The 23,353-nt window shown below is 51.5% G+C and carries 18 protein-coding genes and 1 pseudogene; 6 read left to right on the top strand and 13 right to left on the bottom strand.

What is annotated here, in order from left to right; translation table 11 throughout:
• Positions 1–5 precede the first annotated feature (5 nt).
• The 4 genes and pseudogenes from PCH05_RS21160 to PCH05_RS21175 form a co-directional block, all read right to left on the bottom strand.
• On the bottom strand, positions 6–1,196 hold the full coding sequence (locus PCH05_RS21160) for a WXG100 family type VII secretion target (RefSeq protein ID WP_127605600.1): 1,191 nt from the start codon (positions 1,194–1,196) through the stop codon (positions 6–8).
• Positions 1,197–1,218: 22 nt separating this feature from the next.
• The gene (locus PCH05_RS21165) at positions 1,219–2,031 is read right to left on the bottom strand and encodes a hypothetical protein (RefSeq protein ID WP_127605602.1); all 813 of its coding nucleotides are present in this window, start codon (positions 2,029–2,031) and stop codon (positions 1,219–1,221) included.
• Positions 2,032–2,047: 16 nt separating this feature from the next.
• Positions 2,048–6,035: pseudogene (gene essC / locus PCH05_RS21170) on the bottom strand (type VII secretion protein EssC).
• Between the two features lie 86 nt (positions 6,036–6,121).
• Positions 6,122–6,454 (bottom strand): hypothetical protein, encoded by a 333-nt coding sequence (locus PCH05_RS21175; protein WP_127605604.1) that lies wholly within the window; start codon positions 6,452–6,454, stop codon positions 6,122–6,124.
• A 375-nt stretch (positions 6,455–6,829) separates the two neighbouring features.
• Between PCH05_RS21175 and PCH05_RS21180 the strand changes: the two genes are divergently transcribed.
• Positions 6,830–7,069 (top strand): hypothetical protein, encoded by a 240-nt coding sequence (locus PCH05_RS21180; protein ID WP_127605606.1) that lies wholly within the window; start codon positions 6,830–6,832, stop codon positions 7,067–7,069.
• Positions 7,070–7,146: 77 nt separating this feature from the next.
• Here PCH05_RS21180 and PCH05_RS27945 read toward each other — a convergent pair whose 3' ends face one another.
• From PCH05_RS27945 to PCH05_RS21195, 4 genes are all read right to left on the bottom strand, one after another.
• Positions 7,147–7,281 (bottom strand): hypothetical protein, encoded by a 135-nt coding sequence (locus PCH05_RS27945; protein ID WP_281278786.1) that lies wholly within the window; start codon positions 7,279–7,281, stop codon positions 7,147–7,149.
• 87 nt (positions 7,282–7,368) lie between these two features.
• A complete protein-coding gene (locus PCH05_RS21185; protein ID WP_127605608.1) occupies positions 7,369–7,896 on the bottom strand; it encodes a hypothetical protein in 528 nt (175 codons plus the stop codon).
• Positions 7,897–8,017: 121 nt separating this feature from the next.
• Entirely contained in the window at positions 8,018–9,109 is a 1,092-nt protein-coding gene (gene rsgA, locus PCH05_RS21190) for a ribosome small subunit-dependent GTPase A (RefSeq protein WP_246049840.1), read from the bottom strand.
• Positions 9,110–9,598: 489 nt separating this feature from the next.
• Complete coding sequence (locus tag PCH05_RS21195; protein ID WP_127605610.1) at positions 9,599–10,192, bottom strand: DUF2087 domain-containing protein; 594 nt, start codon at positions 10,190–10,192, stop codon at positions 9,599–9,601.
• A gap of 203 nt (positions 10,193–10,395) precedes the next feature.
• On the opposite strand from PCH05_RS21195, the gene PCH05_RS21200 reads away from it, so the two are divergent.
• Both PCH05_RS21200 and PCH05_RS21205 read left to right on the top strand, forming a co-directional pair.
• A complete protein-coding gene (locus tag PCH05_RS21200) occupies positions 10,396–11,373 on the top strand; it encodes a YpdA family putative bacillithiol disulfide reductase (protein WP_127605612.1) in 978 nt (325 codons plus the stop codon).
• Positions 11,374–11,508: 135 nt separating this feature from the next.
• Positions 11,509–11,952: a DUF441 domain-containing protein gene (locus PCH05_RS21205; protein ID WP_127605614.1), complete on the top strand. Its 444-nt coding sequence runs from the start codon at positions 11,509–11,511 to the stop codon at positions 11,950–11,952.
• 78 nt (positions 11,953–12,030) lie between these two features.
• Here the strand turns inward: PCH05_RS21205 and PCH05_RS21210 are convergent, their stop codons facing one another.
• The gene (locus PCH05_RS21210; protein WP_127605616.1) at positions 12,031–13,779 is read right to left on the bottom strand and encodes an ABC transporter ATP-binding protein; all 1,749 of its coding nucleotides are present in this window, start codon (positions 13,777–13,779) and stop codon (positions 12,031–12,033) included.
• A gap of 205 nt (positions 13,780–13,984) precedes the next feature.
• Here PCH05_RS21210 and PCH05_RS21215 point away from each other — a divergent pair, with 205 nt between their 5' ends.
• Positions 13,985–14,500 (top strand): ADP-heptose synthase, encoded by a 516-nt coding sequence (locus PCH05_RS21215; RefSeq protein WP_127605618.1) that lies wholly within the window; start codon positions 13,985–13,987, stop codon positions 14,498–14,500.
• 96 nt (positions 14,501–14,596) lie between these two features.
• Here the strand turns inward: PCH05_RS21215 and PCH05_RS21220 are convergent, their stop codons facing one another.
• Positions 14,597–15,046 (bottom strand): NUDIX domain-containing protein, encoded by a 450-nt coding sequence (locus PCH05_RS21220; protein ID WP_164766747.1) that lies wholly within the window; start codon positions 15,044–15,046, stop codon positions 14,597–14,599.
• Positions 15,047–15,080: 34 nt separating this feature from the next.
• The gene (locus tag PCH05_RS21225; RefSeq protein WP_127605622.1) at positions 15,081–15,401 is read right to left on the bottom strand and encodes a HesB/YadR/YfhF family protein; all 321 of its coding nucleotides are present in this window, start codon (positions 15,399–15,401) and stop codon (positions 15,081–15,083) included.
• A gap of 452 nt (positions 15,402–15,853) precedes the next feature.
• Here PCH05_RS21225 and PCH05_RS21230 point away from each other — a divergent pair, with 452 nt between their 5' ends.
• Both PCH05_RS21230 and PCH05_RS21235 read left to right on the top strand, forming a co-directional pair.
• Positions 15,854–17,614 (top strand): ABC transporter ATP-binding protein, encoded by a 1,761-nt coding sequence (locus PCH05_RS21230; protein WP_127605624.1) that lies wholly within the window; start codon positions 15,854–15,856, stop codon positions 17,612–17,614.
• A complete protein-coding gene (locus PCH05_RS21235; protein WP_127605626.1) occupies positions 17,611–19,677 on the top strand; it encodes an ABC transporter ATP-binding protein in 2,067 nt (688 codons plus the stop codon). The genes PCH05_RS21230 and PCH05_RS21235 overlap by 4 nt, the downstream gene beginning before the upstream one ends.
• Before the next feature lie 156 nt (positions 19,678–19,833).
• On the opposite strand, the gene PCH05_RS21240 is transcribed toward PCH05_RS21235, so the two are convergent.
• The gene (locus PCH05_RS21240; RefSeq protein ID WP_127605628.1) at positions 19,834–21,393 is read right to left on the bottom strand and encodes a tetratricopeptide repeat protein; all 1,560 of its coding nucleotides are present in this window, start codon (positions 21,391–21,393) and stop codon (positions 19,834–19,836) included.
• Between the two features lie 140 nt (positions 21,394–21,533).
• Positions 21,534–23,321: a cache domain-containing sensor histidine kinase gene (locus PCH05_RS21245; RefSeq protein WP_246049842.1), complete on the bottom strand. Its 1,788-nt coding sequence runs from the start codon at positions 23,319–23,321 to the stop codon at positions 21,534–21,536.
• Positions 23,322–23,353 lie beyond the last annotated feature (32 nt).

A 23,353-nucleotide genomic window follows, 5' to 3' on the forward strand; every position in this document is an offset into this window, starting at 1 on the left:
TCACTTCAGGCAAACATCCTGCCCAGCCTGCCGATTTTATTTTTCACCTGTTCCGCCAGCTCGCTCGCGCCGTGGGAAACAGCTTTCACCGAATCAGAAACGGCATGATAGGTTTCCGCTGCCGCATGACCGATACCGTCCGCCGCCGCCTTAGCTCCCTCGACCGTTCCGTCGATTACCGCATCCACCCCGTCCACTGCATAGGTTTTCAACGATTTCCCGTTTATTTCAATATCCGTTACTGCAGAAATCACGACACCTGACGCAAGGCCTACCACCGCACCTACTGCCGTTCCGGCAACAGGCACCGCGGAACCGACGGCGGCTCCGATCGCCGCACTGCTTGCCATCGTCCCAAGACCCAGGCTTCCGTTTACCAATACGCTTGCGGCTGCACGGCTCGCGCCTCCGCGCTTGTAATCCTGAAAACCGGAAACTCCGGTATCAAACAAGAGTCCGGCATAACCAAGCTTCCCGCCAATGCCTTTAATGGATAGGGACTCCTTGGCAGCGATTTTCGGATCAACGAATTTCCAGACCTGCGGATTCTTCGCCGCATTGTTCAAAGTGTAACGCGTCCCTTTGATTCCTTCATTGAGCGCAAACGAAGAGCGCGCGCCCTTGATCGTCGCGACGGAACCATTATTTCTCATATTGACGTTAAAGCCGCTTTTGACCATCGTGCCAAGCATCAGCGCACCGTACCCAAGGGATGCCCAACCCGCCGTCGTTGGCCCCTGATAGCCCCAACCGACGTCAACACCATGCTCGGCGTCGCTTTGTTCCTGTACCGCCATCACGGCAGATGAGGGATTCGAGATAGGGAAGCTGCGACCGCCATAGTCCGGAAGGATCGAGTTCCCGCCCTGCATGCCCGCCGCGCGAAAACTGGCCACCGGAGAGTTATAGAAGCTCGCCGACCCGAGAAACGAATGCTGCTGCTGGTCCGCGGTTTGAAACTGCCCTGCTTTGTTTTGCAGGTTTCTTCCCATTTCGTTAAGCAGGGTATAAATCTGCTCTCCTTGCTGGTTGGCTGCCTGCCACTGATTCAAGAGAGATTGCCGGATAGAAGATTCCCACATTAACGATCCTAAAGCCTGATTTAAAGAAGCAGTAATTTGGCGGATTTGCTCGCTGCTCTGCTCCAACTGACGACTTAATGCCCGGAGTGCTTCCGGTTCAACAGCAATACGCACGGACCATCACCTTCCATCTGATTTACGCAGACTGCTTCAGCCATAGAAGCAGCATCTCTTGAAATTGTTGTTTACTGGCAGGACTGGCGGTCAGCCAATCCTGATCCCCGCTCGTGCTCATGCGGACAAGCCAATTCATGGACTCATTCACCACAAATGCCGCGTTCTGCGTTTCCCAGCTGCTTCCATTCCATGTAGATAAGTGCATTTCGCCTTCCGCTGTCCGGAACTTCATGCAGCGTGCCAGCGCGATGGAGCCTTCCACGTCGCTGGTCGCTGCGGCCAGCTCATCGCTTAAGTCCTCAAGCGAAAGATTCACCGCGCGGCCGTATATTTCCCCGAATTTCTTCTTGGAAAGCAGCAGAGCCGGAGTATCGGCGGGAGCATAGTCCTTTAGATCCATTTCATCCACCAGCCTGCAGCATGCCTCGTCCACGGTTCCCAATTCGTCCAGCTTATATTGGCAATCGTTGTCTGATTTACATACCTGGACGACACGCTCATTCGTTACGTGCAGGTACCCTTCGAACGTTTCGTTGTTACGTTTATAACTTAACCAGCAGGAGCGTTCCGCCAAACCCGCAATGGCCACCCTTGAAAATACTTTGGGAGGCATGGCCAGTTCGACCCCGTTGTCTTCCTCTATGAGATATCCCTTGTCAAGAAGAGAAGCTTTGACAACATCCCATTCTTCGGCAATTTCCTCCGCCAAATATCCTTGAAAAGGATCCTCAATGCCCAACAGACGGTCGGAACCTAATATTCCAGCCAGAAAAAAGAATTCTTTATTATCGAGTGTAATCGTATCTTGTTTGGAAGCATGAATCGTCAACATTATGAGCCACCTCCCCTCAAACAACAACATGCCATCGGTCACGAATTTCTGTGACCCAGTGATTGCTGTCCCATTGGCCACCGAACGGAATTGCAGCTTTCACCCTGGCAAACTTCCGCTTAATGTAGTACCCCTGTCCCGGTGGAAGAATTTTCAAGCTACCAGGGGCATTATTCGATTCCGAAAAAGGAATCCGAAAGAACGATAAATCATTAGGGTCTAAAGTCCCGAACAAAAATCCGCTTTGACAGGATTTCACATCATTAAACCAATCCACCCCGAAGGTCGGAAAATCCGCGGGAACGCCCGAGAGCAGGACGTGAACATTCCGGTCCCGTCCCAGACGGACGATGGAGCTGAGCTGTTCCTTTATCGTAAAATCATTTAACTGTTTAGCAAGAATATCAGCATCATCAATTGCCAGCAGTAGCGCAGGGCCTTCCGGCTCTTCACTGCCGCGGCGCTGAACCTGTTCATACACGTCGGCAATCAGCGCTGAAAGCTCTTCTTCGCGGGTTGCCCCGGCCTGCACATGGGGCAGGTCTCGAATTAGAGATAGTCCCCGGCTTCCATACCTGGCGTCCACCGTATACATATGAAGCTGTTCAGGCGAGTAATGATAAGCCAATGAGAGCATCCAAGCAAGCATGAATGACGTTTTGCCGCCCTCCATCGGACTCGCGACGATGAAATGAGGCCCTTCCTGCAATTCCAGCTCAAATGGCTCAAGGTCGTCTGTTAACAATCCGACCGGAACTTTCATGGAAAGCTTGCGGTGGAACGACTGCCCCAAGCTTGCCATACAAGGCATCAACTCATGAAGCGGAATCGTATCGGGCAGCTTATTGATTTTCGGCGCGTGCTCCATTGGATACAGACGCGCAATGGTCTGGATCTGGTTTCGCAGCTTCAGCGAACGGCCGGCTTCATCGTCTCCGGCCGCCGGTAAAGCGGCTTGGAATTCAAGCGGCGGTACGTGGCCTTTCACGAGCCCCCGGCCAGGGGGCATCGCTCCCGGATTTCTCGCGGGTCTGCCAACAGCATAATAATAATCCGCCGCGTCCGCAAGCTCAAAGGTCGCCGCGTTTGCGATATTGCTCCGTACTTTTTCAAAAATATCCGAAATACGGTTCGAGGTCATGATGAACGTCATGCCCAGATTGCCGCCTTCACGCAATATAAACTCCAGCATCTCGTTCTCTTCCGGAAATGAATTCCGGAAATTCAAATATCCATCGATGACGACGACGATTTGCGGAAGATCGGATGACTGGGAACGCCGATATGCTGCAGCTGTCTTGACGCCAGCCTCGGCAAACCATTCTTTGCGTCTGGATACCGCCTTTACCAGAAAACGGAACAACCGTTTGATGCGGTCATCCTCCTCAGCCATCATCACACCGCCAATATGCGGCAGCGATGCGAAATCACGCATCATGCGCCCCATATCAACGATATAGCCATTCCATTGCCGTGGTGAATAACGGCTGGCCAGGGACATCAGCAGCGTCTGGATCAATGTCGTTTTGCCAAGCCCGGGCATTCCATATACCGCCCAGTGTCCCTGTTGTATCGAAAACGGAAGCGGTCTTTGGCTCTGGTTCGGCAGATCATCGATGATGCCGACAATGCCCTCAAGCTCCTGTTCATGCATTTCCCTTGGCAGGGAAGGCAAATCATCCAGCTCGAGCCGTTCCGGAAGCGGCGGCAGCCACGGCCCTTGCAGGCGAGGAATCCCTGCTTCTTCAGCTGACTTCGCAAGCTTGTCGATGAAGACCTGCAGCTGCTTGGGCGGCTGCTCCATTTGCAGATTCGTGGCAGACATGCTGGCAGCCAGCAGATTTTCGCGCTTTCCGTTTAATGCGATTTCCGTCGGGACGATCCTTCCCGGGGAATCCGTCTGCTCCACGTAGGGCGCGCCGCTCCAGGCAAACTGCATTTCTTCAAAAATTTCGTCGCTGCCGACCTGTAGATAACCGCGGCCCGGCTTGTTAATCCAAGCCGCGTTAGGAATTTTGAGCATGTCCCGGCTGTCTCCTTCGTCCTGCACGCGCAGGCAAATCCGGAAACGGGCGTTACTCCATATTTTATCGTCAACAACGCCTGCCGGTTTCTGAGTCGCAAGGATCAAATGAACCCCCAGCGTTCGGCCTATAGCCGCAATGCTGATCAGTTCATCCATGAACTCGGGCTGATCTCTTTTGAGCTGGGCAAATTCGTCGATAATAATGACCAGATGCGGCAGAGGTTCCCCTCCTTCGCGTCGCAGAAGCTTATAATACTCATCGATATGCTGCAGGTTGCCGGCATCGTTGAGCAGCTTTTGGCGCCTCACCAGCTCCGCTTTCAGCGAAACCTTGGCCCTTTCCATCAAGCTGCTGCTCAAATTGGTAATGGTTCCGACGACATGCGGCAGGTCGACGAATGTATTCGACATCCCTCCGCCTTTATAATCGATCAGCATGAATGCAAGATCATGAGGATGAAACTCGGCGGAAAGCGAGGCCACAATCGATTGAATAACCTCGCTTTTTCCGGAACCGGTTGTTCCGGCGATCAGACCATGCGGTCCATGGCCTGATCGTTCTATTTTATCATGAATATTCAAATTGATCTTTTTGCCGCCTGCGCGCACGCCGATCGGCACCGGCAAGCTGTCCGGGTAGCGGTTGCTTCTCCAGCGCTGCTTCACGTCCAGATCGTCTATCGTTTTTATATTCATCATTTCGAACAAGGACAGCACATCCGGGATGTCGGAAGCCAAAGAACGCTTCAACCGGACCGGAGCCATGTAACGCGATATAGCCTCCGCCCGCTCCAGTGTCAGTACATCCGGTACAAAGCTCATTTGGTCGAAAGCTCCGTCTTCCCGTTTCAAGGTGTAATGGCCTTCGCCCTGACCGACATCCACAATTAAATGGCATTGCATGGGCAGCGTTTCCTTGCGGTCCGACAAAATGATCGTGCACGCATCGACTTCCCCAGGCTCCTCAAGCAGGAGCGGAAGCAGCGGTTCTTCTTCGATCAGCTGGCTGCCCGATAATAGGACCAACTGAACCGGAAGCTCCACCGTTTTCTTTTTATGCCCGCTGCGGGAGGTTTTGCGGCGCATCAGCCGCTGGAACAGCTCGTCCGCGAGCTGATGCGCGCTGCTGCGGCGATCGGACAGATAGCGCATATTCCGGTGCTCATCCCACGTATGCGGAAGCCAGCGGAGCCAGTCCCAATCCGCGGCGTCCTTATCCTCGTAAAACGCGGCCAGCTTCACCTCATCCGGCGAATGCCGAACGGCCAGCTGGGTCATGATGACGCGCAGCGAATTCATGACCATCTCGCGTTCCCCCACGATGCCGATCACCTTCGCCTGATACAGCGGCAGCGAAACCGGTGCGTCCGCGATGGTCTCAAATTCGTCTGCCAGCTCCTGCGCCGCCTCGATCAAGGGATCCTTCATGTAGCCATCCGGACGCGGGGTTTTGATTTCCATATAAAAAGGAAGCCGTCCGGAACCGATCCGCGTATGTAGAAAATCATCATCCTCAAAGGAGCGTTCCCAGAGGACGCTGCTGCGGTTTTTGACAACATGAAAACAGACATCCGGATCACCATGAACTTCAAAAAGCACGTTCACCTGTTCCTTATGCCCTGATTTTAATTCTTCTCTATGCTTGTCCAGCTCCACATGATATAAACGGATGCGTTCCTTCAGCTGTTCCTTATACTTTTTCTTGTTGCCCAGGTATACGAAAAAGGGAATCGTATAAGATGTCAGCATCATCATAACGGAAACCATTTGAAACATAATGAAATTAGGGTTGCCCATCTTCCCGGACAAGTTCATATATATAAAATCCGATACTGAATATCGTCATGACGGCCGGAAGCAGGATCGAAACCAGAGAAAACGAAGGCTTGTTCGGCTCGTTCTGCGGCTTCAAAATTTCAACGGTGCCTTCCTTCAGCGTCGGTCTGATCCGTGGCGAGCGTTGATACAACACATTCACGATGCGTCAGCTCCTCCTTTAGTACCCCAAACTTTCTATCTACCTTCTATGTATTCGTACGCATTTTTTTCAGCAAAGTTCCTCCCTTAATCGGCCATTACCCCGGTTGAACCATCTTGAAACAGGCTTCTTTTCCCAAAAACAGGCGCTTCCTCATCCGTCGTGGAAAACGCGCGCTGCAGCCTGACGAGGCATCCTTCCCGAAGACCGGCTTCGGCGACATCCTGCGAATCGCGAATCGTAAACCAGAGGCCATCCGGAAACTTTCCTTCTAATATATACTGCTGACCTGCCCGCGGCGCTTCCCCATAAACACGCATTCCAAGCATTTCCTTCAATTGAATGACGGGATAATCGTCCGGAACATCTATATCAAGCCAATCTCTTTCCTGACGGCTCTTCATCACGGTCAGAATCACTATTTTACACCTCTCATCCACTATAAATCTATGATACATAAGATATAATCGCTTCTATGATAATGTAACACTCGTGCATAAACATGTCAATTTGTGACAAATTAACTATTTTAAATCATTAAAATTTTAATTAAAATAGGCACAGAGAATCATTTCCAATATTTTTTTATTCCTTTTAGTGATAAAATAGCCTTTTTCAAGTAAACTCTAATCGATACTTTCAACTTTCCGGTTTTATGCCAAGGCCAGGCGCAACATGCTATGAAACTGTGAAAATTGTGTGCAATTTAAGTATTTATAAGCTTTCTTTAAGGTTTTTTTAATAATCGGAGTTTACAATGCATATATGGAATAACACGAATGAGGTGATTTTCTATGAGAATGTTAATTAGTTTCCAAAACAAGCTGGTCCCTGTCTACTTTACTACCGAAAACAAACAATCTGTCCAAAAAATAATGAAGCTGCTCAGCGGCACCTTAGAAAATAAGATCCAGTATGGCAAAAGGGCATTGAAAAAATGCTTGGATTCGTTAATCAGCATTGAAATTGAAGGTTCTGAAGCCATTCTGCACAGCAAAAGTGAAAACGACACCCTGGCCTTGTCCCTCTATTAAGAGGGATTTTTTTTTTTGCAACAAAAAAGGAGCCTTTCCTGAAGACTCCCTTAGTTAGTTTGATCGCAATCATTCTATTATTTGAAGGAATACCACTCCACGGCATTTTGCGCTTTTTGGATTCGGATTCTGAACAGCTGCAGCAGACTTTCGCGGGTATGTTCTTCCGGGCAGGCGTCCAGTTTTCGCAATATAAACCGATCAATGGACATGACGATCCTCTCCCTTAAGAGTTAATTCAGGAACATTTTTCCTGTTTTACATATTTACCCGCTTCCAGGGTTTTCAATCACGCCGTATCATCGCTGAAAAACATGCTCCGCTTCCCACATCAGCATCATCATCATCACATAGATAACGACGGAGGCGATCATCAGGAGGAACGCGAACAGGATAGCCAGCATCGACAACAGCGGAGCAAGGAGAATCAAGATAAACGAGGCGGCAATAACGGCAATGAACCATCGCCAGCGCTGAACCGCCTTGATCTGGAATTCATGCAGCCCGCGGCGGCCCGCCATATCGCTGATGCCGTAGCACAGATGGAAAATAATATACACCTTCAGCACGAACACCACCAAGTTGACGATAAAATATAGGAGCCACGAGTGGACCGATGCCCAGGATATGAGAAGCGACATGACGGAGATGGCGATCATGACGACCGACATGTTTTTGGCGAGACGAAAATGTCTTGACTTGTTTTCCAGCTTGGCGAACCCGAGAAAGAACAGCACATAGCCGATCACGTCCGGCAGAACGTCAAAACCGTTAATGCGGATATCAATCAGGAACAGAAATCCCCACAACAAGTGAATAAACCCCATACACTCCACCTCCCGCAGCTTTCTTCTATTATATATTAGTAGGGCAAGCCTAATTATACCCTAAAAGGAAAGCCTTTACATGCAATATATCCCAATGCTTGGGCCACAAAGCAGCCCTTACTTATTCATCATGCGGCCGGCTGTTCCAGAATGAAGATTTACGGCGTATCGGCTCTTTGGCGGAACGGTCTTTGCGGTTCACCTTGCGCTGGCTGCGCTCTTCCTTTTTCACCTGAAACTGCAGCTCGCGCTGGGTTTTACGATAATTTTGCAGCCGTTTCTCGTCAATTTCCCCTGTTTCCAGCGCGGCAAGAACCGCGCATCCCGCTTCGTTCTCGTGACGGCAATCCGCGAATCTGCAGCCTTCGCCGATCGCTTCGATATCGGAAAAAACCTGCTCCCAGCCGCCACCATCATCATCATACAACTGCAGCTCCCGCATGCCCGGCGTATCGACCATCAGTCCACCGCCCGGCAGCAGAAACAGCTCCCGATGTGTGGTGGTATGGCGTCCGCGGCTGTCATCCTCGCGAATGCCCTGCGTTCGTTGTTCCGTCGAATCCGACAGCCAGTTTACGATCGTTGATTTGCCGCATCCGGACGAGCCCGTGAGGGCAACCGTGACGCCGTCTTTCAAATAACCGGTGACCTCTTCCTTCCCCCTGTTCTCGATCGCGCTCACCGCATGTACCGGAACACCCGGTGCGATCAGCTCCATTTCTGCGGCTTTGACCTCCGGATCATCGCACAGATCGGCTTTGCTCAGCAGAATGACCGGTGTGACCCCGCTGTTCCAGGCCATGATCAGGTACCGCTCCATTCTGCGCGGATTGTAATCATCATTCAGTGAAGTAACCAGAAAGAGAATATCGACATTGGCGGCGATAATCTGCTCCTGCGCCGACTTAGCCCCTGCTTTTTGTCTCGAGATGCAGGTTTTGCGGTCCAAAATGCCATGGATGATGCATCGATCCTCGCCTTCAAGCAGCTGCAGCTCGACCCAGTCGCCAACGGCCGGATAAGTGCTTCCGTTCAGCAGGGCATGTTTCATTTTGCCGGACATTTCGCCCCAAATTTCACCGTTTGCGGTGTACACCCTGTATTTCTGTCCAAAATCGGCAATGATTCGTCCGGCAGCGTGCGTGCTTCGCTCCTCCTTCTCCCATTCAAGTTCCCAAGTCGTGTTCCAACCGTAATGCATGAATTCGTTCAAATAAAAAGCCCCCTAGTTTGGTTGTAATTGTTGATGGATCTATAGAAAAACGCCTGAAAGACGTGTTTTCACGGAATTTTAGCGATGAATGCGCATAAGCAAAACGTCTATCGACGTAATCTCTCAGAAGACAGACCGCCATCAGCGGATGTTTCTCTTGCAACATCACGAAGCCATGGCTCTGTAGTTTACATTTTCTGATATGATGAGAAAAAGCCCCGAAGCCAAATGCTCCGGGGCCATAAGTACGGCATGCACAGCCGTAATCATAACAAAAGCCGCGGAGACATCAGGTCTCCGCGGCCGATGGGAAATCAGCTGTATTCAAATTAGAACACAGCGACCTTCTTGTGCCGATGAATGGAGACCGATAAATCATCATAACGAACGACGGATGCAAGCAATGTATTGTTTTTCATGATTTTATCGTCTCCCTTCCTGTCATATGCTGACATCATAACCAGAATATAAAGTGGATGTCAAGCCCTTTTATTTCACGTTTTCCCAATGTGTCCACTGCTCGCGGGGATTAAGCTCGTAAATGCCATCCTCCCTGTACATGAACTGATGCATAATGAATTCTCTCCGGATGGTCGCAAAATCCTCGTGAAACTGCTTGATGAATTCGTTGATTTCCTTTTCCGAATACTTGCGTCCCGGCTCCAGCTGCTCAACCAAATGCTCAAGCGCGATCAGCTTTTTCTTGTACTGGGCCGGAATTTGACGCAGGCGACCGTCCTTCGCGAAGAAGTTACGGATCACCGCTGATTTCGTTTGCGCGTTCTCAGGCTCTGACATTTCTTTGCCTCCTTCCTTGAATATGAATTTAAGCGAAGCCTCCGCATGCTGCTGGATAAAATAGCGGTTCTGGGCAAAATAAACCGTATTCTTCTCGCGCCGCTCCGTGATCAGGGCTGCTTCCCTAAGCTTGGCTGCATGGTGTGTGACCGTCGGCTGCGAAATATTGAGCTTCTCGGCCAGCGCCTGGCCGTTCATCTCGCCTTCGGACAGCAGCAGCAAAATCCGGAGCCGTGTCGGATCAGCGAGCGCTTTATGATAGTTCACAATTTTCTCTAGCTGCATCTCGTCACCTCCGGCAATATGATGGAACCAACTAATTAGATGTTTATCTAATTTGATGTTTGTTTAATTATATGCTGATCGAATTCGATCTGTCAATTCATAAGATGATCACCGATCGAATCCCGGGTATGCGGCTGGTTTTTGTCAGTAAATTACGATAGGATGGTAAGTGAATTGTTTATAGTCAGAGGAGGAAGTAAGCTATGCAAGATGTCATCATTATCGGGGCGGGTCCCTGCGGATTATCCGCGGCAATCGAATGTGAGCGCAGAGGGCTGTCCACGCGGATCATTGAAAAGCACAGCCTCGTGCATTCCATATTTTTATATCCGACCCATATGCAATTTTTCAGTACGGCCGAGATGCTGGAAATCGGGGATATTCCATTCCCGACCTCCAATGACAAGCCTTTTCGCTATGAAGCGCTGGCCTATTACCGGAAGGTGGCGGAGCATTACGGGCTAGCCATCTCCCAGTACGAGGAAGCTCTGACGTTAGAGCGGACAAACGATCAAACCTTTATCGTCAAGACGCTGGACCGCAAGGGAAAGCATCACCAATACGAGGCGCGGCATGTTGTCATCTCCACCGGATATTTTGATCATCCGAATTATATTGGCATCCCGGGAGAGGATCTGGAGAAAGTGACGCACTATTTCCGCGAGGCCCATCCCTACAGCGGCATGAAGGTAACCATTATCGGCGGCAGCAACTCCGCAGTCGATGCGGCGATGGAGCTGATTCGCGTCGGAGCGACCATCGATATGGTTTACCGCGGCGAAACCGTCTCCGAAAACATCAAGCCCTGGGTTCGTCCTGTATTCGAGGCCATGGTGCAGAAGGGAAAAATCACTGTTCACGTCCAATCGCATGTCACGGAAATTACGGAGGATTCGGTGCTCATTCAGGACAAGGACGGCCAAACGGACCGCATCGACAATGATTTTGTGCTCGCCCTGACCGGCTTCCGTCCCGACCGCAAACTGCTTTCTTCCTGCGGGGTGGAGCTTGACGGCGATATGGAGAAGCCGCTGTACAATCCCGAAACGATGGAAAGCAACGTGCCCGGACTGTATGTTGCAGGCGTCATCGCTTCCGGCCGCAATGCCAATGAAGTATTTATCGAAACAGGCCGCAATCATGGCGTGCTGATTGCAGAGCATATTACGAGTACCAAGTAGGCGGACGGTCAAGCCTTTGTCTTGGGTACATTTTTCATGATCTGCTGCTGATGGATATTTTCCAGCCACATTAAGAATAATGCTGTATAGAGGGTATGGTTGACAGGAATGATGAATTCGGGAGGCGATGCCGGAATGGATATGACGTCACTCATACTGCTGCTCCTGGCGGCTTTGGGTATTATCAGCAGCAATGCGCCAATTACGATCGCGATGATCGTTCTGCTTCTGCTGCGGGTTTTACATCTGAATCAGGTATTCCCGTGGCTTGAGAAATATGGGTTGACCGTCGGGATCGTGATTCTGACCATCGGCGTTATGACGCCGGTTGCTAGCGGCAAAATGAGCCTGCAGACCATCGGCGAATCGTTCCTCAACTGGAAATCGCTGCTCGCCATCGCCATCGGCATGCTGGTGGCGTATCTTGGCGGACGGGGCGCCGCTTTGATGTCAATGAACCCGACGATCGTGGCCGGACTCCTGATAGGCACCGTGCTCGGTGTCGCGTTGTTCCGGGGAGTTCCTGTCGGTCCCTTGATTGCGGCCGGCATTCTGTCGCTTCTCATCGGGAGATCCTAGGGCAGGATGAAGCAATAAAAGAGCCTTGGCTTATGCCAAGGCTCTTTTTCAATTCGATCAGCATGATCCATGAAAGGATCACACCTCGAGATGCTGCACGTTAAACAATCTTGCATAGCTTCCGTCCAACGCCATCAGCTCGGCATGCGTCCCCTGCTCGGTAATCGTTCCATGCTCCATCACGATAATCTGATCGGCATGGGTAATGGTTGATAAGCGATGCGCGACGATCAGCGTCGTGCGGTTCGCCGACAGCGACTGCAGCGCTTGCTGGATTAAGTGCTCCGATTCCAGATCCAGCGCGGACGTCGCCTCATCCAGGACGAGAATATCCGGATTTTTCAAGAACACCCGCGCGATGGCGATCCGCTGCTTCTGCCCCCCGGATAATTTGACCCCTCTCTCCCCGACCTCGGTGTCATAGCCTTGAGGCAGGTTCATGATGAACTCATGGGCGTTCGCGGCTACCGCGGCTGCTTCAACCTGGGATTGAGGCGCATCCGGATTGCCGACGAGAATATTGTCCTTCACCGAGCCGCTGAATAGAAAATTATCCTGCAGCACCATGCCGACGGAACCCCGCACGCTTTCCATCGTCAGCTGCCGTACATCCCGGCCGTTAATCCGGACGCTGCCCTGCTGAATATCGTAAAACCGCGGAATGAGCGAGATCAGACTGGATTTGCCTCCGCCGCTCATGCCGACAAAAGCCACCGTCTGGCCGTGCTCGATCTCCAGGTTGACGTCCTTTAATACCCAGTCCCCCTGCTCATTGTACTTGAACCATACTCCGTCAAACGTAATGTTACGCGCAGGCGCGTCCAGATTTTTGGCGTCTGGCGCATCCACGATATCATACGGCTCGTCCAGCAGCTCCATGACCCTCTCCAATGAGGCCGAAGCCTGCGTAAGAACCGTAGAGGAATTGATCAGCCGTTTGAGCGGAGCGTACAGCCTGTCCAGGTAGCCGAAGAAGGCTACGAACGTGCCCAGCGTCAGACTGTGATGAATGACCCGGTAACCGCCGTAGCCGATCACGAGCAGCGGAGCAATATCGGTCAGCGTATTGATGATGGAGAACGTAAGCGCGTTCCAGCGGGTTGCGGCCATCGCCTTGTTCAGAAAATTTTGGTTGATCGACTTGAACTGCTGATGGTCATGCCGCTCAAGGGTAAAGCTGCGGATCACCGAAATCCCTTGAATCCGCTCATGCAGATAAGCCTGAATCCCGGCCAGTGCTTGGGAACGGTCTTTGGTCAGCTTTTTAAGCCGCTTATACAGCATATTGACCGCAATGCCGTAAAAAGGCAAAATCGCGATCGAGACGAGCGTCAGAACCGGATTCAGGTATAGCATGGCCACGAGCACGAACAGGAGCGTAAACATGTCCAGCCAAATATTCATCATGCCGACTTCCACGATGTTTTTCGTCTGCTCCACGTCGTTGATAAAGCGGGAAATGGCTTCCCCGACTTTCGTGTTCTGGTAATACCGCATGGACAGCCGCTGCAGGTGTGCATACAGCTTGTTCCGCATGTCAAACAGAATCCGGCTCGTAATGAATTGAGCGAAATACTGCCTTAAGTATTCCACCGGTCCGCGAATGATAATGAATAATACCAAGGCCCCTCCGAGAATGAGAAAAAGCTGGGTTACCTGTTCCTGTACGCTCATCTTCGGATTCATGAGCAGATCGTCGACGACATATTTCAATATCATCGGCAGCGTGAGCGGAATGCTGAATTTCACCATTCCGATGATCAGCGTAATGACAATCCATTTCGTATAAGGTTTAACAAAACGATAATATGCTTTCCAAGGATTCAAAGCCTAGTGACTCCCCTTTCTAAGTTGAACAACTGCCATGTCATATCTATAATACCCTGTCAAACGGATCCCTCTGCGGCTCACCGGTTGACATTTCCTCCTTACAGTGATTAGATATCTTTAAGCTGTAGCATTTGATCCGAGCGAACCAGAACACTGTAACCAAAGACCCTGCCGCTAGGCAGGGAACTGTAGGAGGCCCTAAATGTCAAGACAATTCGTTACGGAAGCGGTCATGCTGGCGATTTACGGAGAACTGCTGCTGACTCCCGTGCCGGTTGAATATATGATACCGTATACCAGCCTGCTTGAGCTCTACGAGTTTTTATCAAGCGATGAAGCCTTGATGAGCAATGCGGAAGATGATAAACATGTCAAAGAGAAGGTACGTGAGCTGGTCGACTATCTCGATGAGCCGCTCAACAAGAAAAAAATCCAAAAGGCGCTCAACATGCCATGGGCAAAAAGCCCTTATATTCTCATCGGCGAATCCACGCGAATTACGGTGGTCAACGCGATGGACACGGCGCCATACGGCGAATTATTCGACCCGGTCGAAACCGAGCTGCTGCTCGTTTCCCAGCGTGAACAGACCCCTCTGCTGACCGATCAGCCGGAGCTGATCCACCGCATCATCGATGCGTCGGTTCCAGTCCAGGTATTCGATATCGACGACTTCGAGTTTGCGGTGGAAAGCGACCATTTCACCCATAATATCTAAGTCCCGTCCGTTAAGCAGCGGCCCATAAGCAATCAAAAACTCCTTTCCTCTCGGAAAGGAGTTTTTGCGCGGCACAGTGCTACACAAGGTCAGACGCTATTCCGTGTGATTGCGCAACATGCCCATCAGGGTCATCGAGAGCAGATCGACCGATGGCCACGGTTCCCCGAAGAAACGAAGGGCCTTGTTTACGTCCGCCTTAAAGTTCAGCTCGCTTTGCAGGCCTTTCGCTTCGTACAGGGCGATCACCAGAAATTCTTCGTCTCCGCTACCATTCACCCTTTTGAAATCCGGTCCGGAAAACATGCTCAGCAAAGTCATTTCCTTCGCCGTGAGCGATGTTTCCTCCCATAATTCCCTGCGGGCCGCATCCTCCAGCGATTCTCCGGGTGTCATCGAACCGAGGGGAAGCCCCCATTCCTCAGCACCCGCCCTTTGCTGCAGCAGCACTTCCCCGTTTTTGTTCTTAACAAGGATGGCTACCTGTACGGTAATTTTGGACGTTTTCTTAATGTATTGGCGGAAATCACGGTCCAAATGAGACAAGCTTCTCCCTCCTTCCGCAAAACTGAGATTACAATTACCCGGCGTTCGTAGTCGTATTTTCCTGATCGTCTTCATAAATATATTCAATGTCGTCCTGGGACTCCAGGTAACGAACAACCAGGTCGTAGCCGCTTAAATACCAGCCGTCCTGCTCTTCCAAGAAAAAGGTAATGCCCTCGATTTCCTCTTCGAGCAGCGGACGATAGGGTTCTTCAACCGAAATTCCCAGCGAAAAACCCGGATGCAGCCCCCCTCCCGAGCTGTAGCGGGGAAAGAAGCGCAGCGCGCTGCCGTTTTGCAGCCCCAGTTCCTTGATGTACCATTTTGCCGCGTCGTTACTGATCCGAAGCTTCATCTGACTTCCATCCCTTCCATCGGTTGTAAGCGAACAAATTCTTTGCCTTTATACAATATATCATAACACTAAAGACCTATCTCCTGAAAATATAAATTGACAGAGCTGTGAGGAGGGTGATAAAATTCTCAGCATACGAGGTCCAAATTCAATTAATTACCAATGAAAGGGTGAGCAAGGTGTTCAAGACTCATGATTATTTTAACCAACGTACAACTGAATACCGGTGCAGCCCTGCTGGTGGAACTGATTGTTGAAATCTGCTCGCAGACTTCAAGGAGCCATTGAACATTAACCTTCCTTCAGACCCGGTTGCACGAAACTCAACCGTGAGCATCATATGTTAGGATTCCAAGGCATATCGTCCGATTACGGGCGGTGTGCCTTTTTTAATTTCTTGGCTTGAACACAGCATTTACCGGCAATACCCAACATGAGAGGAAGTGAAAGCTTTGTTTTCCGTACTTAAAAACCTCGGCTGGTTTTTCCGCCAGGAAAAGAAACGTTATCTGATCGGTCTGTTCATGCTGATCATATGCGGCATTGGTGAGCTGTTCCCTCCCAGGCTGCTTGGAAACGCCATTGACGAAATCGTCCGCGGCTCCATCACCTGGGCTTCGCTCACGAAATACATTGTCCTGATCCTAGTGACATTGATTCTGATTTATATTTTCACGTACATATGGATGCACAAGCTGTTTGGCGGGGCTAATCTGGTGGAGCGCATTCTCCGCTCCCGCTACATGAACCAGCTGCTGCGTATGACTCCCCCGTTCTTTGAACGGAACCGTACCGGCGATCTGATGGCCCGGGCGACCAATGACCTGCGCGCCGTGGCCAATACCGCCGGATTCGGCATGCTGGTCATGACCGATTCGACGGCATATCTGACCGTTATCTTATTCGCCATGGGCTTTATGATCAGCTGGAAGCTCACGCTTGCGGCCATTCTGCCGCTGCCTTTCATCGCACTCGCAATGAAAATCTACGGCAAAAAGGTTCATGAGCGCTACACCGAAGCACAGGATGCTTTTGGCGATATGAATGATCAGGTGCTGGAATCGGTGGCCGGTGTCAGAGTCATCCGTGCGTACGTTCAGGAAAGATCGGATGAACGCCGCTTTCAGGCTATCGCCGATGACGTGTACCACAAAAATATGCGCGTAGCTAAAATGGATGCGCTGTTCGAGCCGACAATCCGCTTATGCGTTGGCCTCAGCTACGTGATCGGGCTCGCCTTCGGCGTCTACCTCGTCTTCAAAAATCAGATCACCCTCGGGGACCTCGTATCGTTTAATATGTACCTCGGGATGATGATTTGGCCGATGTTCGCCATCGGCGAGCTGATCAATGTCATGCAGCGGGGCAGTGCTTCCCTCGACCGCGTTGATGAAACGTTGTCCGTCGTTCCGGATGTACAGGACGTTCCGCATCCAGCCCATGTCGATTCGCCGGACACGATTACGATCAAAGACGTGACCTTCCGCTATCCGACTTCAACGGTCGATAACCTGAAGCATGTCAACCTGACGCTTCACCGCGGGCAAACGCTGGGCGTTGTGGGACGCACGGGAAGCGGCAAATCGACGCTGCTCAAGCAGCTCCTTCATGAATATCCGACAGGCTCGGGCGACATTCTCATTTCCGGCACACCGATTGAGCTGATCGCCAAGGACCAGCTGCACAGCTGGGTCGGATATGTGCCTCAGGAGCAGATCCTGTTCTCCAAATCAGTCCGGGAGAACATCCAGTTCGGCAAGCATCAAGCCGATGATGATGTGATCATGCAGGCGATTGCGACCGCCGCTTTTGATAAGGATCTGCACACGCTCTCCGACGGACTCGATACTTTGGTCGGGGAAAAAGGCGTGTCTCTCTCCGGCGGTCAGAAGCAGCGCGTTTCGCTGGCGCGGGCCTTTATCTCCGATCCGGAGATTCTGATCCTCGATGATGCCTTATCCGCGGTCGATGCCCGCACGGAAGCGCGCATCGTTGATAACATCCGGGAGCACCGCTCCGGCAAAACCACGCTGATCTCGACCCATCGCCTTTCCGCGATCGAACACGCGGATTGGATCGTGGTGCTCGATGAAGGCCGCATTATTGAAGAAGGTACCCATGCCGAACTGCTGGATCGCGGCGGCTGGTACCGCGAGCAATTCGAACGGCAGCAAGTCGAAAACAATCTGAGTAACGAGGAGGAATCACTATGACTCCTAATCCCAGGACGGGGAAGCGTTTATTCCAATACGCGCTGACCGCCAAAGGCATTTTCATTGCCGCCTTCATCGCCCTCGCCATCGGCGTCGGCGCAGAACTTGCCGGACCGTTCATCGCCAAGAGCATGATCGACGATCATATGCTGGGCATCGAGCGTCCATATTATGAAACGACAACGGCCGACCAGGCCGCCGAATACAACGGGCATTACTACAAGCGCGGAGACCGCTTTGAAGCCGGAGAGGCCAAAGGCGCCGAAATCCGGCTGCTCCAGTCGGGTCGCAGCTTCTATTTCATCGATCAGCCCGTCACCAATCCCCAAGGGGAGCGCAAATTCGCTGACGGACAAATCACCATTACCTATGGCGACAAAGTATCGCAGTATCCGGCCCGGAAGCTTTCCGCCGCCGAGCTGTATTCCTTTTACAAGCCGGAGGTTCCCGGCATCCTGAAGCTGGTCGGATTATACTGCATCTTCCTTCTGATCAGCATTTTTACGGAATTCGGAAAGACCTACTGGCTTCAATCCTCGGCCAACAAAGTCATTCAGAAGCTTCGTAACGACGTTTACGCCCATATGCAGCGGCTGCCCGTCTATTTTTTCGATTCCTTGCCTGCGGGTAAAGTCGTTTCGCGGATCACCAATGACACGGAAGCGGTCAAGGACCTGTTCGTGGCCGTGCTTGCCAACTTCAGCTCCGGTGTCATCTACATTACCGGCGTTTATATCGCCTTATTCCTGCTGGATGTCCGCCTGGGTCTCGTATGCTTGTTCATCGTTCCGCTCTTGATCGTGTGGATTATCCTTTACCGGAAATTCGCTACCAAATACAATACGATCATCCGCTCGCGCCTGAGCGAAATCAATGCGATCATTAACGAGTCCATTCAAGGGATGTCCATCATCCGCGTATTCCGCCGGCAAAAGCAAACCCGGGAGGAATTCGAGGCTTTAAACGACGATTATATGAAGCATCAGAACAAAATGCTGAATTTGAACGCCTTGACTACACACAACCTGGTCAACGTGCTCCGCAGCTTTTCCTTTGCCGTTATTCTCGCCTATTTCGGCTTCGGCTCCATTTCCGGCGGAACCGCCGTATCGCTCGGCGTGCTGTACGCGTTCGTCGATGTGCTCAGCCGCTTGTTCCAGCCGATCACCGGCATGGTGAACCAGCTGGCTGCGCTGGACTCCTCGATGGTATCCGCCGGACGCGTTTTCTCACTGATGGATGAACCCGGCGAAGACGTGACGGACGGCTCCATGCCGCGCTACAAAGGAAACGTCGAGTTCAAGAACGTATCCTTTGCCTATAAAAAAGATAACTATGTGCTTAAAAATATTAACTTTGAGGCCGAGCAAGGACAGACGGTCGCGCTGGTCGGCCATACCGGCTCAGGCAAAAGCTCGATCATCAACCTTTTGTTCCGGTTCTATGATCCGCAAATGGGGTCCATCACCATCGACGGCCAAGAGGTAAAGGATCTTCCGAAACAGTGGATCCGTCATCACATGGGCATCGTACTGCAGGATCCCTATCTCTTCACCGGCACGATCGCTTCCAACGTAAGCCTTGGCGACGAAAAAATTACCCGCGAGCAGGTTGAAAAAGCACTGCGGGATGTCGGGGCGGAGCGGATTCTTGCCCATCTGCCGAAAGGGTTCGACGAACCTGTGGTCGAAAAAGGCAGCACCTTGTCCGCGGGACAGCGTCAGCTTATCTCCTTCGCGCGGGCTCTGGCTTATGATCCGGCGATCCTGATCCTCGATGAGGCAACCGCCAACATCGACACGGAGACGGAAAGCTTGATCCAGTCTGCGCTGGAGGTATTGAAGAAAGGCCGGACGACGTTCATCATAGCGCATCGGTTATCGACCATCCGCAGTGCCGACCAGATTCTCGTTCTGCATCGCGGCGAAATCGTGGAACGCGGCAATCATGACGAGCTGATGCAGCTTGGCGGCAGATACTATCAAATGTATCAGCTGCAGCAGGGCTCAGGGCAAGCAAGCGACAGTATCGCGGCCCCCTCGGCAGCGCCATCGCCAGCCTAATTTCGATATGATGAAGACCTAAACAAACAACCCGTAAGCCAACTAGCGTACTAACGCCTGGCTTACGGGTTTTTATTTTGAGCTCCCTAGCTTCTGAAGCAAAAGTCGCTTTGACAGCAAAGGAATGTTGATAGATGCAATCGCGGGTCGCCCGCTCTACACTTCACCGGTTAATGCATGCAGCAGATCCAGCGCCTCCTCATGCTCCGGCTCCTGAATCAACGCCTCGCGTGTATAGGCGAGCGCCGATTCGATCTGATCAAGCTCATAGCAGCAAATGGCAAGGCAATACAAAACCGTCGGAACTGGCGCCTCCTCATCCGCTTCCAGCGACGCCTCGAGGAACAGCTTCGAATCCTCATACTGCTCCATTTCAAACAGCAGCAATCCGGCATCGAGCGCCAAATCATAGCGCTGCTCCATGACGTAAAATGAAGACCACATCTTATGAATGCCACGCCGGATATCCGTCATTTCCTCATCGCTCGCTTCCGGCAGCAGGCTGGAGAAACGCTTGGCGCTTTGGATGAAAAATTCAGCGTCATATCCGCCAAGCCGCCAAAAGGCAAGCAGCGGCTGCACTCCCATCGATTCCACATGACGATCGACCCATTCCTTCAGGGAAAAGAATTCGTCCGGCCCGAACCGTTCGATCGACCGGCGATACGCCAGACGGGTATTCACGTAATTCATCGGCTTCTCCAGCATCAGGATACAGCCGACATTCAAATTTTTATAGTATTGGGACGTAAAAAGAGACTCTGCCCTTCTCTGCTCGAACACATGCTGAATCGCATGGTAATTCGCCGTGAGCGAAAAGCTGCCATGCAGCACCAATTCGGGAGGCTCTGCAAACTTCCAGTTCTCCAGACGGTGGTCGCCTTTGTCTGCCGTGAGCAGCAGAAATCCCGCCCGGGACAATCGGCTCAGCCTTTCAAGGCATTCCAGTCCAACGGCCGGAAACAAAATATGCGAGTCCTCCAGCTCCTCCTGGTACAAGGCAATGACATCCTTGTATGGAAAATCCGCATGTTCATATTCAGGTGCACGGCGGTGCGAGTAGTCCATCGACAAATTTTCCAGCAACTGAGCCGGGGATAGCTTCTCCGGTGTATCCGGAAAATCGACGATGACGTCACATTCGTAGATGCGGCCATCTCCCACATAAAGCAGCTCTTGCGGAATGCTGTCAAAGAAATAGTTGGCAACGATGAGCAGCGGCTGCTGCAAATCACCGGGCCGGAGCGTCGTTCCCGACACGGTCAGGTTGAGCTCGTGGTCCGCCACGGCATCGAATCTGGCAAAGTCGAGCAGTCCCTGATCTATATACGTCTGCAGAGCAGGATGCCGCTCCCAGCTCTCCACGTTTTTCATTGGCAAATCCGTCATCACGTACCGGAAAGGAGGCAGGGGAATCCCTGCATAGTCACGAAGCTCGCAGCATTTTTGCAGCACGTGAAATGCAAGCCTCCCCGCTCCCGCGCCAAGCTCCACAATGGTCACACATTCCTTCGTTTCTCCTTGCGCGGCCCGGTCCCGCAAAAATCCAAAGATCATTTCGGCGTAAGCCTCCGCGATCATCGGATTGCTCGTAATATACTGCGGTACCTGGTCATTGTTCCAGGCTTTGAGCCCCTGCTCTTCAAAATACTTCCGCTGCCATTCCCATATCGGAGCTTCGCTGAAGCGGAAGCGCTCTTGTCTCTGTTCTGTCATTCACTTATAACCTGCTCTCCATCATTCGTTAGAATGTATCGTACCACAGAAGCCCCGCCGACTTAAAGCTCTCTGCATCATACATGCTCCTGAAAGAAAGCCTCTTCATCAGCTCATTAGCTAACGAGAGGCTATTCATGTTATCCGGTCCATGAGGTATCGAGCGGAGCTGAAGTCACGTGCTTCGCGCGCTGAAGCGGTATCCGGATGGAAACGACGGTGCCGATGCCGGGTCTGCTGAACAGCTGCACGCCGTAATCTTTTCCAAAATAAAGCTTGATGCGCTCGTTCACATTGCGGATGCCATACCCTCTTCCCCTGCCGGTTCCTTTGGCTATTCCCGGATTGTTGTTCATGGACGTCGTCGCCTGGTGCAGCATCTCCTTGCTCATGCCGTTGCCGTCATCCATGATTTCGAACAGAATGGAATCCTGCTCCTTGTCCAGGCGCCCGCTGATGCGGATGTAGATCCGGTCTCCACGCCAAGCATGCTGCATGGCATTCTCCAGAAATGGCTGCAAAATCAGCTTTACCGTGACGAAATTGACGATGCTTGAATCGATGTTGAACTCCACATCCATGCGCTCTCCGTATTTTACCTTTTGAATATCGATATAAGCCTGCGTTTGCTCCAGTTCTTTATGGATGGGGATAATCGTTTGCCCCTCGTTCAGCGTCAACCGGTAAAACTTCGCCAGGTTCATGACCATCTGATGCTGCTTGTCCACCTGTCCGAACTTGGCCAGCCTGCTGATGGAGGACAGGGTATTGTACAGGAAATGCGGATTGATCTGAGCCTGCAGCGTTTCCAGCTCCGCTTCCTTTTTCTTCAGATTCGTCATGTAGACCTCTTCGATGAGATGCTCCGTATGCTCTCCAAGCTTGTTGAGCGAAGCCGCGATCATCGAAAATTCATCATTTCCTCTGTAATGCACCCGTTTATGAAAATCCCCCTGCTGGAACATGCTCAGGACCGATACCACCTTCGATACCCGTTTGGAAAAGAATCTCGACACGCCAAGCGCCACCAGAATGATCACGACAAAACTGGCAAGACAAATGACAAGCGTCAAAATATTAACCTTGCGTGTTTCATGCTGAATGATGGTGTCGGGGACTAAGGCGGTCATCCTCCAGTTCAATTTGGGCAGCTGTTCACCCAAAACCGTGAAACGCGATACATCCATCAGATTGTAGTTGGATTGCCTGTCAGGCACATGATCCCCCGAGCCGTACATGATCTGATCATTGTCGTCGAGCACGAGCAGCATGCTGCCGCTGCCGATTTTGTTAATGTCCACGCTCTGGAAAATTTCAGAGAGATACACACTGATCCGTACGAATCCGATCGTTTCCAGCTTGGTCGGATTCCGCGTGTCCACCAGTCTCCGAAGCAGCGAAATCCGGCCGAATTTGCTGTCGTCCTCCACCTGCTGCCACACCACGGTTTTGCCGTAATCCTCTTTGGGAAAATTTTTGTACCATGCTTTATCTTCAATCCGCGCCAAATGAAACAATTCCCAGTGCTTCCCTTTTGCCAAGGCATCGGACATGGAATCATCATTATTATAAATCTCCGGGAGCGTCTCGTTTTTCAGATACACACTCATCCACACTTTCCGGTTGGTTGAATCCACTGTTTGCCTGAATTTCGGAATCAGCAGCTTGGTTGTCGTCTGGTAGCTGACCCAGCCCTCCTCATAACGCATAATTTCGAGCGGGAAGCTTTCGTCAAAATAAAGACTATCGGAAAGTCTTTGCGTATCCTCCAACTTGTAATTGATATTGTCACAAATTTGGGCCAGTGTCCCTGCCAGATTCGTATTCATCTGCTTCCCGTAGAGATTCACAAGAATCGTGTTCGCCATATAACCAAAAATGGAAATCGGAACAATAATGAGTATAAGATAGGATATGAACAGCTTCATGCCAAAGGGTAAGAAGATGCGTTGCTCGCGAC

The organism is Paenibacillus chibensis (assembly GCF_004001045.1).
GTDB classification, from domain to species: Bacteria; Bacillota; Bacilli; order Paenibacillales; family Paenibacillaceae; genus Paenibacillus_AQ; species Paenibacillus_AQ chibensis.

Bases quoted from the DNA above. Each gene is read 5' to 3' on its own strand.
- PCH05_RS21165 (WP_127605602.1), bottom strand. From the start codon at position 2,031: ATGTTGACGATTCATGCTTCCAAACAAGATACGATTACACTCGATAAT.
- PCH05_RS21180 (WP_127605606.1), top strand. From the start codon at position 6,830: ATGAGAATGTTAATTAGTTTCCAAAACAAGCTGGTCCCTGTCTACTTT.
- PCH05_RS27945 (WP_281278786.1), bottom strand. From the start codon at position 7,281: ATGTCCATTGATCGGTTTATATTGCGAAAACTGGACGCCTGCCCGGAA.
- PCH05_RS21185 (WP_127605608.1), bottom strand. From the start codon at position 7,896: ATGGGGTTTATTCACTTGTTGTGGGGATTTCTGTTCCTGATTGATATC.
- PCH05_RS21195 (WP_127605610.1), bottom strand. From the start codon at position 10,192: ATGCAGCTAGAGAAAATTGTGAACTATCATAAAGCGCTCGCTGATCCG.
- PCH05_RS21200 (WP_127605612.1), top strand. From the start codon at position 10,396: ATGCAAGATGTCATCATTATCGGGGCGGGTCCCTGCGGATTATCCGCG.
- PCH05_RS21205 (WP_127605614.1), top strand. From the start codon at position 11,509: ATGGATATGACGTCACTCATACTGCTGCTCCTGGCGGCTTTGGGTATT.
- PCH05_RS21215 (WP_127605618.1), top strand. From the start codon at position 13,985: ATGTCAAGACAATTCGTTACGGAAGCGGTCATGCTGGCGATTTACGGA.
- PCH05_RS21225 (WP_127605622.1), bottom strand. From the start codon at position 15,401: ATGAAGCTTCGGATCAGTAACGACGCGGCAAAATGGTACATCAAGGAA.
- PCH05_RS21235 (WP_127605626.1), top strand. From the start codon at position 17,611: ATGACTCCTAATCCCAGGACGGGGAAGCGTTTATTCCAATACGCGCTG.
- PCH05_RS21240 (WP_127605628.1), bottom strand. From the start codon at position 21,393: ATGACAGAACAGAGACAAGAGCGCTTCCGCTTCAGCGAAGCTCCGATA.
- PCH05_RS21245 (WP_246049842.1), bottom strand. From the start codon at position 23,321: ATGAAGCTGTTCATATCCTATCTTATACTCATTATTGTTCCGATTTCC.